13 protein-coding genes are annotated in these 11,169 nt (G+C 59.5%); 9 read left to right on the top strand and 4 right to left on the bottom strand.

Going from position 1 to position 11,169, the window contains the following annotated elements; translation table 11 throughout:
* The first annotated feature begins 353 nt into the window (after positions 1 to 353).
* The gene (locus JNB91_RS31200; RefSeq protein ID WP_262928016.1) at positions 354 to 476 is read left to right on the top strand and encodes a hypothetical protein; all 123 of its coding nucleotides are present in this window, start codon (positions 354 to 356) and stop codon (positions 474 to 476) included.
* Between the two features lie 179 nt (positions 477 to 655).
* On the opposite strand, the gene xth is transcribed toward JNB91_RS31200, so the two are convergent.
* Positions 656 to 1,432 carry an exodeoxyribonuclease III gene (gene xth, locus JNB91_RS18820; protein WP_220327022.1) on the bottom strand — a complete coding sequence of 259 codons (777 nt, stop codon included), beginning with the start codon at positions 1,430 to 1,432 and terminating at the stop codon, positions 656 to 658.
* An 11-nt stretch (positions 1,433 to 1,443) separates the two neighbouring features.
* A complete protein-coding gene (locus tag JNB91_RS18825; protein WP_010974312.1) occupies positions 1,444 to 1,620 on the bottom strand; it encodes a hypothetical protein in 177 nt (58 codons plus the stop codon).
* A gap of 199 nt (positions 1,621 to 1,819) precedes the next feature.
* Here JNB91_RS18825 and ku (JNB91_RS18830) point away from each other — a divergent pair, with 199 nt between their 5' ends.
* The 6 genes from ku (JNB91_RS18830) (at position 1,820) to JNB91_RS18855 (ending at position 5,880) form a co-directional block, all read left to right on the top strand.
* On the top strand, positions 1,820 to 2,719 hold the full coding sequence (gene ku / locus JNB91_RS18830; protein ID WP_220327023.1) for a non-homologous end joining protein Ku: 900 nt from the start codon (positions 1,820 to 1,822) through the stop codon (positions 2,717 to 2,719).
* 12 nt (positions 2,720 to 2,731) lie between these two features.
* Complete coding sequence (gene ku, locus JNB91_RS18835) at positions 2,732 to 3,544, top strand: non-homologous end joining protein Ku (protein WP_220327024.1); 813 nt, start codon at positions 2,732 to 2,734, stop codon at positions 3,542 to 3,544.
* Positions 3,541 to 4,572: a non-homologous end-joining DNA ligase gene (gene ligD / locus JNB91_RS18840; RefSeq protein ID WP_220327025.1), complete on the top strand. Its 1,032-nt coding sequence runs from the start codon at positions 3,541 to 3,543 to the stop codon at positions 4,570 to 4,572. Before ku (JNB91_RS18835) ends, ligD (JNB91_RS18840) begins: the two co-directional genes overlap by 4 nt.
* Positions 4,573 to 4,745: 173 nt before the next feature.
* Positions 4,746 to 5,222, top strand: coding sequence for an Hsp20 family protein (locus tag JNB91_RS18845; protein WP_220327026.1), 477 nt, complete (start codon positions 4,746 to 4,748; stop codon positions 5,220 to 5,222).
* Positions 5,223 to 5,294: 72 nt separating this feature from the next.
* The gene (locus JNB91_RS18850; protein WP_111841071.1) at positions 5,295 to 5,594 is read left to right on the top strand and encodes a DUF982 domain-containing protein; all 300 of its coding nucleotides are present in this window, start codon (positions 5,295 to 5,297) and stop codon (positions 5,592 to 5,594) included.
* 10 nt (positions 5,595 to 5,604) lie between these two features.
* A complete protein-coding gene (locus JNB91_RS18855; RefSeq protein WP_220327027.1) occupies positions 5,605 to 5,880 on the top strand; it encodes a hypothetical protein in 276 nt (91 codons plus the stop codon).
* 11 nt (positions 5,881 to 5,891) lie between these two features.
* Here the strand turns inward: JNB91_RS18855 and ligD (JNB91_RS18860) are convergent, their stop codons facing one another.
* On the bottom strand, positions 5,892 to 8,546 hold the full coding sequence (gene ligD, locus JNB91_RS18860) for a DNA ligase D (RefSeq protein ID WP_220327028.1): 2,655 nt from the start codon (positions 8,544 to 8,546) through the stop codon (positions 5,892 to 5,894).
* Between the two features lie 273 nt (positions 8,547 to 8,819).
* Between ligD (JNB91_RS18860) and JNB91_RS18865 the strand changes: the two genes are divergently transcribed.
* A complete protein-coding gene (locus JNB91_RS18865) occupies positions 8,820 to 9,686 on the top strand; it encodes a hypothetical protein (protein WP_222857558.1) in 867 nt (288 codons plus the stop codon).
* 35 nt (positions 9,687 to 9,721) lie between these two features.
* Positions 9,722 to 10,030 carry a hypothetical protein gene (locus JNB91_RS18870; protein WP_111841074.1) on the top strand — a complete coding sequence of 103 codons (309 nt, stop codon included), beginning with the start codon at positions 9,722 to 9,724 and terminating at the stop codon, positions 10,028 to 10,030.
* Positions 10,031 to 10,162: 132 nt separating this feature from the next.
* Here the strand turns inward: JNB91_RS18870 and JNB91_RS18875 are convergent, their stop codons facing one another.
* Positions 10,163 to 10,948, bottom strand: coding sequence for a tetratricopeptide repeat protein (locus tag JNB91_RS18875; protein WP_220327029.1), 786 nt, complete (start codon positions 10,946 to 10,948; stop codon positions 10,163 to 10,165).
* Between the last annotated feature and the right edge of the window lie 221 nt (positions 10,949 to 11,169).

The following is an 11,169-nucleotide window of genomic DNA, read 5'->3' on the forward strand; positions in this document are numbered from 1 at the left end:
ATAGAGGGGAGTATCTTAGAGAGGAAGGCGTCGAGATCCGAAAAGCCGACTTTGACCACCGTCACGTGAGCGGCTCACTGGCAACTGGGAGGGGACAAGCCAACGTGTGTATCTATCACTTGGTATGCGCTCAAGCGAGAATTGAATAAGCGCTGTCGGCGACTGCCACTGTAAGCGGTCAGCCAGGAACACCAACACGATGTCGTGTGTGCAAAACTTTCTCCGAAATCGTAGTTCATGCAAAATTCATTGGGCATGGGCTCTCTACGCAAGGTAAGTCGTTCCTTAAAGCGGGGGCAAAGTTACTGGAGCAGTTTAAGTTCGATGGCCCAATTCCATCAACGACCTCGTCGGTGCGCACCGCGCAGCCTCACGTCACGATGGCGCTTGCGCGTCGTGCCCGTGCCGCTGCTCCGTCCGTAAGCCGTGGATCGGCAGCACTGGCCACCAAGGAAGCGAGCTGGGAAGAATTCTAGCCCCTCTTTGAAAGGCCAGGAGTGCGAAAGCCAGCCCGTTAAACCTGATGGATAGATTGAACGGATTCCGAGCGTACGAACCCACATAGCGGTCTTAACGGCCCCAGCAATACCGGATGGCCGTTGCTCGAGCGTTCTTGGCACAATGCCCAAACAAGTCAATTCGGGCGTCAACAGGGCTAGTAGTCATCCAGTTCAATCCAGACCGGCGCATGATCGCTGGTATGCTCCCAGGCACGCGCAAACTTGTCGACGCTGCAGGTTTGCAGTCTTTCCCGCAGCGATGGGCTCAGCAGGAAATGATCGATGCGCAGCCCGGCGTCGCGAACGAACGCGTTGCGGAAATACTTCCAAAACGTATAGATCCGCTCTTCCGGATGCAGCAGCCTGACTGCGTCCGTCCAGCCCATGGCAACGAGTTCGGCATAAGCTGCGCGCACCTCAGGGCGAAAGAGGGCGTCATCGCGCCAGCGCTCCGGCTTGTAGACGTCGAGATCGGTCGGCATCACATTGAAATCGCCGACCAGAGCCACAGGAACATCGAGTTCGAAGAGTTCCTCGGCGTAGGAATGCAGTCGCTCAAACCAGCGGAGTTTGTAGTCGAATTTCGGCCCAGGGGCTGGATTGCCGTTCGGAAGATACAGGCAGCCAATGACGATGCCATCGATGGCAGCCTCGATATAGCGGCTGTGGTTGTCGTCAGGATCTCCCGGCAGTCCGCGTCTTGTCTCGCGCGGCTCCTGATCCTTGGCAAGGATTGCCACGCCATTCCAGGATTTCTGGCCGTGCCAGATCGCACCGTAGCCCGCGCGCTCGATCTCGCGGCGCGGGAATTTGTCGTTTGGCGCCTTCAATTCCTGCAGGCAGACGACGTCAGGCTTTGCCTCGGCGAGCCAGCGGAGCAAAACCTCCAGCCGGCCATTGATCCCGTTGACGTTGTAGGTAGCGAGCTTCACCGGCGTTTCCGTCAGTGCTTGCGATCACCCTTGTCGCCCTGACCTGGTTTCGCATCATGCTTCGCGTCGTGGCGAGCATCGGCCGACAGCGAGCGGGAGACGTCGACACTCTCCTTGAATTTCCCCTCCTTGTCACGGCGGACATAACGCTTGTCAGTTCCGGTATCGATCAGTTCGCGCTTGCTCATGGCAGTGCTCCTTCAGGTTCGCTCCATGAAGAAACGCGTGTGACCAGGAAAAGATGCACGGGAATCAAGAGACTAGCGCAGACTCGCAAAACGAGTGGGCATTATCGCGCTAAGTCCTTGAAAATTGATTCGTTTCGACTCGGAACAATTACATGCTGATTCGCTTGAATCGCATTGGTTGTGTCAGGAGTTCTGCGTCATGGTTGCCCCGAGAGCGAATTGGAAAGGCTTCATCAAATACGGAGAGGTCGCTTGTCCGGTGGCGCTGTACACCGCGGCATCATCATCGGAACGGATTGCTTTCAACACGCTGAACCGCAAGACGGGCAACCGGGTGAAGCGCGAGTTCGTTGACAGCGAGACAGGTGATCCGGTCGAGCGGGACGAGCAGGTAAAAGGATACGAGGTCGAAAACGGCCAATACATCATCCTTGAGCCCGAGGAGGTCGCGGCCGCAGTTCCTGACAGCGACAAGACGCTCAAGATCGACGCCTTCATCCCCTGCCACGAGATCGACGACGTCTATTTTGACAAGCCGTACTATCTGGCACCGGACAAGATGGGCACGGATGCTTTTTTGCTTTTGCGCGACGGCATGAAGAAAGCCAAGGTTGCCGCGATTGCCCGGACCGTTCTCTTTCGCCGCGTTCGAACCGTCCTCATCCGTCCGCATGGCAAAGGGCTGATCGCCACAACGCTGAACTTCGATTACGAGGTGCGCTCCTCTCAGGAGGCGTTCGAGGAACTACCCGATCTGAAGATCGAAGGCGAAATGCTGGAACTGGCTGAGCACATCATTGGCACCAAGACGGGCAGATTCGATGCCAGCACTTTTGACGATCGCTACGAGGCTGCCGTCGCGGAGCTGGTGAAAGCCAAGATCGAGGGTAGGGCGCTTCCGAAGAAAAAGGCGCCGCCGGCGTCGAAACCCAGCGATCTTCTGCAGGCACTCAGAGAAAGTGCCGGCATTGGTGGAAAGAAGGCGGAGCCGAAACGGAGTGCGGCCAATGCCAACAAGGGCACGGCGCGCCAGAAGTCCGCCAAACCTGCCGCTGCCAAAACCAATTCCGCGGCGTCGCAGACCCGCCGCGCCGGTTGATCGGAGGAGAACATGGCTGTCCGTCCCTATTGGAAAGGCTACCTCAAGCTATCGCTGGTCACATGCCCGGTGCAGATGATGCCGGCGACCTCCGAAAGCGAGAAGGTTCGTTTCCACACGCTCAATCGCGAGACCCAGAACCGCGTCGTCAGCCACTATGTCGACAGCGTCACCGGCAAAGAGGTCAAAGACGAAGATGAGGTCAAAGGCTACCAGCGTGGCGAGAACGAATACATCATGCTGGAGGACGAGGAGCTGGAGAACGTTGCGCTCGACAGCACCAAGACGATCGACATCTCCACATTCACCCCGCGCGACAGTGTGGAATGGATCTGGCTCGACACGCCGTATTACCTATCGCCCAACGATCCGGTCGGACAGGAGGCGTTCTCCGTCATTCGCGATGCGATGGAGGCCCAGGACATGGTTGGTATCTCGCGTCTGGTGATCTCGCGCCGGGAACGCGCCGTCATGCTGGAGCCACGCGGCAAGGGTATTGTCCTTTGGACTTTGCGCTACGGGGACGAAGTCCGCGACGAAGACACCTACTTCGCAGGCATCGATGAAGACGAGACGGCGGATAGCGAGATGATGCCCCTGGTACAGCAACTGATCAAGAAGCAGACGCAGCACTGGGACCCGAAGATGGTCATTGACCCGGTGCAGGACCGGCTGCTCGACATCATCGCCACCAAGAAGAAGGCGCTGAAAAAGCCGGCCAGGGCGAAACCGTCCGAGCCGGCAAAGTCGACGCCGAGCAACGTCATCAACATCATGGACGCTCTGAAAAAGTCGGTCGCCGCTGAGACCCGGTCCAGCAAATGAAGCGACGCGCCAAACCGCTCTTACAGGACGACGGGCTATCTGCCAAATCGCAGCCGCGCCGCAAGCGCGACCCGGCGCAGCCGAACCTTCCATTCGATCCGATGCCCGATCGGGTTGAGCCATGCCTGGCCTTGCTCAAGGCAGCTCCACCGATCGGTCCGGATTGGGCTTTTGAGATCAAGTGGGATGGCTATCGGCTGGCCGTGCACATCGAGCCGAAAGGCGTGCGAATTATTACCCGCGGCGGCCATGATTGGACACACCGATTTCCTGCGATCGCGGCGGCTGCCAAAGAGCTGGGAGTCGGGACTGCCATTCTGGATGGCGAAGCTGTTGTGCTTGATGCGCAGGGCAGGTCCGACTTCGGAGCGCTGCAACGCTCGCTTGGCGGGCGCGGCGGCAAACGAGCTTCGAGCGAATCCGTCCTCTTCGCCTTCGACCTGTTATACTTCGACGGGCACGATCTGACGAAGACCGAGCTGTCCGTCCGCCGACATCTCCTGACAGACTTGTTGGATGGTGCAGTTGGAGCAATCCAGCTGTCCGAGGAGGTGGCAGGAGAGGGCGCCGAACTGCTGGATAACGCCCGCTCGCTTGGGTTGGAAGGAATCATAGCCAAACACCGGGACAGTCCGTACCGACCCGGCCGCACCGGCGACTGGCTGAAGATCAAATGCATTCAGAGCGAGAGCTTTATGATCGTCGGCTATGAGCAGTCTGCCGCCGCGCGAGGCGGGGTCGGTAGCCTGCTGCTGGCGGCTCGCCGCGACCACGACTGGGTCTATGTCGGGGCCGTTGGAACCGGATTCAAGGAAAAGGACGCAGCCTATCTGAAGAAGACGCTCGACAGGTTGAAGACCAGGACACCGGTCGTGCCGCTGAAGGGTAAGAACTACGTCTTCGCCCAGCCGACGCTGATTGCCGAGATCGAGTTCCGTGGCTGGACCGACGACGGCAATCTGCGGCACGCATCTTACAAAGGACTGCGTGAGATCCAGGACAATGCCGCTGTTTATGAACTCGACTGAGCAGGAATTTCAGCGCGTCGGCTAGGCCTCAGTTTTTTTCGGCTGGTGCTCTTGAATCCTAAATTCTCAAAAACCAAATCGATTGCCGCCAGCCGCTGAAACAGGGCTGGCCTTGCTGGGAGCGCCGTCTTTCGGCGCTTCCGTACCCATGTTGCTTCAAGGAGGATATGGCTATGGCAACATCTTACGACTACGCTCCTCTCTTCCGCTCGAGCGTCGGCTTCGACCGGGTCTTCAATCTCCTCGAAAATGCCCAGCGCGCCCGCTCGATCAGTGATTGGCCGCCCTATGACATCGTCAAGACCGGTGATGACAGCTACCGGATTTCAATCGCGGTCGCAGGTTTTGCCCGAGATGATCTCGACATCACCTTCCAGTCCAATCTGCTGACGGTCACTGGCAAGAAGCAGGAGATGGCATCCGAAGGCTACCTGCATCGCGGCATTGCCGGACGTCCGTTCGAACACCGGTTCGAGCTTGCCGACCATGTCAGGGTAAATGGCGCCGACTTAAACAATGGTCTTTTGTCGATCGATCTCGTTCGTGAGATCCCGGAGGCGTTGAAGCCGCGGAAGATCGACATCCAGACGGATCCGGCCCTCGTGCAGTCGACCGCCCCGGCGCAGATCGAAGCGCAAAAGGCCGCCTGATTGAACTTTGGAGAAGGGCGCCGCTGGCCGTGGCGCCCTATTGCACATTCCGGGTTGGGAAGGAGAGAGACAATGAAACCCGATATGTTCAGAGAACCTGTGATCATCCTTGTCGGTCTTGGCTTTCCCGCTAAGGTCCGAACAGTTATAGACGCCTACCGGCATCTCGTCGAATGGCCAGCATCAATGCGCGACACGGCTTATTCGGTGGCGCTGAAGGCCTGTGGCGCAGCCCTGCGCGGCGAGATCGAAGCGGAGACCGCACGCGGCCTGTTCGCAGCTTTCGCTGAGAAGCACGATCTACTGGCACCGGAGACCAATGTCATCGCCGCTTCCAGTCGCCGGCACGACAAAGATCCGCACGTTCGCTAGGGAGGCGGACATGCACCAGACTTTGCAGCAGGCCGCGAGCAATGCCGCGGCGGTGGGTCCGACGATCCTGCTACAGGGCATGCAGATTGAGCGGCCGCTTGACGTGGTGAAAGCGACTGGTCTCACTGTGGACGACAAACGGACCATACTGGCGGCATGGGCTTCGGATTACTATGCGTTGGATTCCACGCCGGCGTTCCGCCATATCCCCGGAACGCCGAAGCCGGTTTCCATCGATGAGCTTCAGGCTGCCCTTCGAGCGCTTGACCGGCGCTATGGCTTCTGACGACAGCGATCTTAGGCGGCCTGTTTGATCGACTTCGCCAATCGTTTGATGGCCTGCTCCAACGAACGCTGGCCATCGCAATAATCCTGCCAGGCGCTGGTCTTTGCCAGCAGCGCTGGCACGGTGCGGATGGTGAAGCGTTTCGGGTCGAGATCGGTCTTCACCTGGCTCCACGTGAGAGGCATCGACACGGTGGCGCCGGGCCTTGCGCGTGGTGACAAGGGTGCAACCGCCGTCGCCATCCGGTCATTGCGCAGGTAGTCGAGGAAGATGCGGCCGTTGCGCTGGTTCTTGGCCATCTTGATCAAATAAAGCTCCGGGTTCTCGCGTGCCATGTGTTGGCAGACATCGTGTGCAAAACCCTTTGCCTCGGGCCAAGACAGCTTCTTGCCCTTCGCTACCGCGAGCGGCGTGACGACATGCAGGCCCTTGCCGCCGGTGGTCTTGCAGAAGCTGACGAGACCGAGTTCCTCCAGCCTGTCGCGCATTTCCCGGGCGGCTTCGACCACGGTGGAGAAGGGCACGTCCGGACCGGGATCGAGGTCGAAGACAAGGCGGCCTGGCACCTCCGGCTGGCGCGGTTCGCAATTCCAGGGATGCAGCTCGACGCCGCCAATCTGGGCAATGGCGGCAAGCCCCTCGACCCGATCGATCTGCAGATAGGGTTTCTTGTCGCCGAATACCTTGACCAGTTCGAGCAGGTTCGACGTTCCCGGCATGGCATGCCGCTGGAAGAACTGCTCGCCGCCAATGCCGTCAGGCGTCCGGATGATCGAGCATGGCCTCCCCTTGATGTGGTCGATCAGCCACGGTCCGACGGCCTCGTAATAGCGGGCCAAATCTTCCTTGGTCACCGGCTCTCCGTCATTGGCATCGGGCCAGAGCGCTTTGTCCGGGCTGGAAATCATCACGCCCATCACCTCGGCCTTGGCGTTCTTGCCCCGTGCCGGCCTTGACGGCTTTGTGGTGGCCGGCGTCGGCGTGTCGGTCTTTGCCGGCGATGCCGGCTTTTCTGGCTCAACTTCGTGTGCAGGCTTGTCTTCGCGCAATCCCTTGAACGCCGCCTGGCGGACGAGACCATCCGCAGTCCAGCCGGCGAACTGGATCTCGGCGACCAGTTCGGGTTTGACCCAGACGATGTTGGGATCCTTCTTCGGAGCGCCGATGCCCGTGAACGGTGATTTGTCGGTCTCGATCTCCCGGAGCTTTGGCAAGATCATATCGACCGTCTTCGCCCCGTAGCCGGTCCCGACCCGGCCGACATAGACGAAGTGATCACCCCGGAAGACGCCGACCAACAGGGAACGGAACTTGCCGTTGGTCTTGGCATAGGCGCCGATCACAACCTCATGGCCAGCACGGCACTTGGACTTCGCCCAGGTGTCGGTGCGGCCCGATCGATAGGGCGCGTCTGCCTGTTTCGAAACAATGCCTTCTAGCGAGAGCTTGCAAGCCGATTTGAGGACCGCATCGCCACCGGTTTCGAAATGTTCAACGAAACGAAGGCGCGGGTCCTCACCGGCATCATTAAGCAGTGTCTGCAGGCGTTCCTTCCGCTCGGTCAGCGGCAACTGCCGCAGGTCGTCACCGCCCTCGAACAGCAAGTCGAAGGCGAAATAGACCAGTTGGTCGGTCGCGCCTTCCGACAGCGCCGCCTGAAGTGCTGCGAAGTCCGGCGCTCCGTTTTCGTCGAGGGCGCAGATCTCTCCGTCGATAATGGCATCCGGCAGGTTTGCGGCCGACGCGGCAATCGCCGGATATTTGCCCGTCCAGTCCAACCCTTTACGGGTCTTCAGCATCACCTCGCCGTTTTCGACGCGCGCCTGAATGCGATAGCCGTCGAACTTGATCTCGTGGATCCAGCCCTCGGCCGAAGGCGGGCGATCGAGCGTCTCGCAAAGCTGCGGCGGTATGAACTCCGGCATCGCGGACTTTGCCGGCTTTTTCCGCGCCGGCTTGCGCTTTGTCTTCGTGTCCGCGGCACGTTCGTCTGCCGCCAGCCCGTGATTGCTATCCCAAACAGCATCTGCCTGGACGTCGCCGCTCTGCACCATGAACGGTTTTGGCTTCCTGCCCTTGCCGGCGGCGATCGCACCCATGGTTCGGCCGGAGGCGACGGACGTCGCGTTGTCCTCAAGCACCGCAGCACCATTCTCCTCGACTGAGAAGTCGTCATGATGCTTGATCAGCAGCCAATTTGTGCGCTTGCCCCCGTCGCGGTCATTGCGCATCCGCACCAGCACGAAGCTGCCATGCAGCCGCTCTCCCTCCAGCGTGAACTTGAAATCCCCTTTGGCGAGGGCCTCCTCCGGCGTCTTGTTGCCTTCCGGCTCCCAGTAGCCCCGATCCCAGAGCATGACAGTTCCGCCGCCATATTGGCCTTTCGGAATAGTCCCCTCGAAGTCGCCATAGTCCAAGGGATGGTCTTCGACCTCGACAGCCAGGCGCTTGTCGTGCGGATCAAGAGACGGTCCCTTGGTGACAGCCCAGGACTTGAAGACGCCATCGAGTTCGAGCCGCAAGTCGTAGTGTAGCCGCGTTGCGTCATGTTTCTGAATGACGAAGCGCCTGCGGTTGGACGCCTTCAGCTTCGCTGCGCCACTCGGCTCCTGCGTCTTCTGAAAATCGCGTTTCTGCTTGTAGGTCGAGAGCTTGTCGCTGGCCATGGCAGTCCCCGGTACAAATCCGCCTCCCGCCTCCGATGAGGGCGGGATGAGGCCCGGCCGGACAGGTTGGACGCTCGACTGCCGTTTCGTTGGCCGCGATGAGAAACCGGAAAAACCATCGCGTTCGTCATCCCTGCCACGTCCGGTTGACACGGCCTGGAACCTCGACACTGAGAAGAGTCCAGCCGTGATTTAGTTCCAACAACACCGTAAGCGGGCTCAGCCTTTTCGCGGAAGATTGAAACTGTCGGTCAACATAGCCGTTTCCACAGCATGAGCGACGAGCAAACAACGGAGAATGTCGAAGCCGCGCCAGGAGAGACGGTGTCCTTTCCGTTCGACCGCATGACTGTCGAGCAATTTCGGACGCGTTTCCCCAGGGCGCGGTGGAGCGACACCCGGAAGGCATGGTTCGTGCCAGGCAAGACTGCTGCACGACGTGTTGGGCGGTGGCTTGCCGAACTCGAAGCAGAGGCTGATGCGTTCGCCGACGCAAAGGGCAGGGATGCATTCGAGTTCGACCCGATCGAGAGCTGCTATCTTGCACTCGGAAAAGCGGGCTTCCTGATCAGCACGCCTTATTCGCGCACGGTCGTCGACGAACTGCGCGAGATCCCCCATTCGCGGTGGGATGGTGACCAGAAGATCTGGCACGTCCCCTACCGTTCATATCAAGAGCTCCGCAGCCACTGGCCGGCAATCGAGGAGGCGGCGAGAAGGAACGAGCCTGAGGAACGGCGGCGTCGAGCTGAAGCCCGGAAAGGCTCGGAAGAGGAGGCGAAGTCGAAACGACTCTCGGCTGAGCGGAAAAGGCGGCGATACCCTCTCGCAAGCGACGACCTTCCTCCTTTGGACAGTGTCGTCGGCATTCAATATGGCCTGGTAATCTTCACTGAGATTACCGGGGAACTCGTCGATCCAGAGGCGACGGCAGAATTCTATCCGGGTGTAACGGAAGATCACGTCTGGGGGCTGTGGCGCAAGCCGAGGTTGGACGAACTCGTACGCACATGGCCTGCGAAGGTAGCACACGCGGAAGGCGCCGAGTGGTGGCACCCGACCATAGAAGAGCTTCGACCAGTCCGGCGGGCCGCTCGCCGGGGAGAAGACAGAAAACTTCGCAACATCGGCGCACCCTGAGAGTTTCACTCTCATCAAAGCCAAAGGAGATTATCATGGCAGACGACAGCACCGTTACCATCCGCGCGAGTTTCTCAACGCGTGAGGCGGCCGACCTGGCGGTCGAACATCTCGTTCAACAGCAGGGCGTGTCGCGGCCCGACATCTTCGTACAGTCGGCCACGAGTGAAAACACATCCGGTTCGCACGCATCCGGCGGAGACGCCTCGCACGCCGATGGGACCCGCCATGACGGCGCACTCGACGGCGACATTGAGGTCTCGGTCGACATCACTGCTGATCAAATCGCGGCCGTTCAACGCATTTTCGGCGATGTCGGAGCGATGAGGGTTTCGAAGGGGTGAGAAGGACGGGGAGACTCCGGGCAGCGCACCGTCCGCGCAACCGTCATCGTCTTTGATCTCGCAGTCACGTGACGCTTTTTCGAGGTCGCACGTAATAATAAAGGCGGGCGGCGAGAGCCGCCGCACTTGTCCTTACTGAGCTTGTTTAAACATCAGCTCGGTCATCTTCGCATCATCCGCCTTTGCCCCCGTGTTGTCGCCGGACGCCCGCCTGGCTGCGGCGCGAAAGCCATAGAGTCCTGAATCATTCGGAGAAAGTTTTATGGCGGCGTCGAAGTCAACAAGGGCCTTAGCGGTGTCGCCATTATTGGAGTGAGCAAGGCCGCGGTTGGTCAACGCATGTACCGAATGAGGATCGTGCCCAAGCGCTTTATTAAGATCGGCCAGGGCCCGTGCCGGCTCCCCAAGCCAGCTCAGGATCGAGGCACGGGTGACAAAGAACTCTGCGTGGGAGGGGGCGATGCGAATGGCCTCATCGAGATCCTTTAAGGCAGCCGGGAGATTACGCGCATAGAGAAGGTTTGCCTTGCCTCGCCGCCAGTAAGCATCAGCGGAGCCGGGGGACAGCTCGATTGCGCGGGCATAGTCGGCCAAGGCCCGTTCGTATTTGTCGTCTTGCCCTGGCGCCTCAAAGTCCGCGCGGTCGAGAAGCGCGTCAACCAGTGCGTCGCCCTGGAGGCCTGAGGCCTCCACCAGCCGGTCGCACGCCGCCCGTGACTGCTCATAATCTTGAAGGATCGAATTTGCGTCGGCTTCAGGCAGAACGGACGCTTCTGCACTTCCCGCACGGCAGAGCCGCCGAAGCTCTGGCGTGGACATCGTCGCAACTGGCGGCATTGGCTGCGAATGAGAACCGCTTGCGACGATCACGAGGCAAACTGCGGCGATGGCAAATGCGGCAAAGGATCGAAAGAGCATTATGATCCGACGTTAATTCAAAGGGGTACCGGGCCGATCATCACACCGTAAAAACAATTGCGAAAGTCAAAATAGTTAGAGTCTTGATTCGTCTCGGCATTTTTTCCGGTGTGTAAGTTTTGGCGAAATTGCCATTTTTGAATCTCTTGACTCTTTGCAAGCGACGGAACAAAAGAGGAACGTCACCAATTTTTCGGGGACATGAAGTCCATGCAACGCGA

Origin of the sequence: Aliirhizobium wenxiniae (assembly GCF_019511445.1) — a bacterium.
GTDB classification, from domain to species: Bacteria; Pseudomonadota; Alphaproteobacteria; order Rhizobiales; family Rhizobiaceae; genus Neorhizobium; species Neorhizobium wenxiniae_A.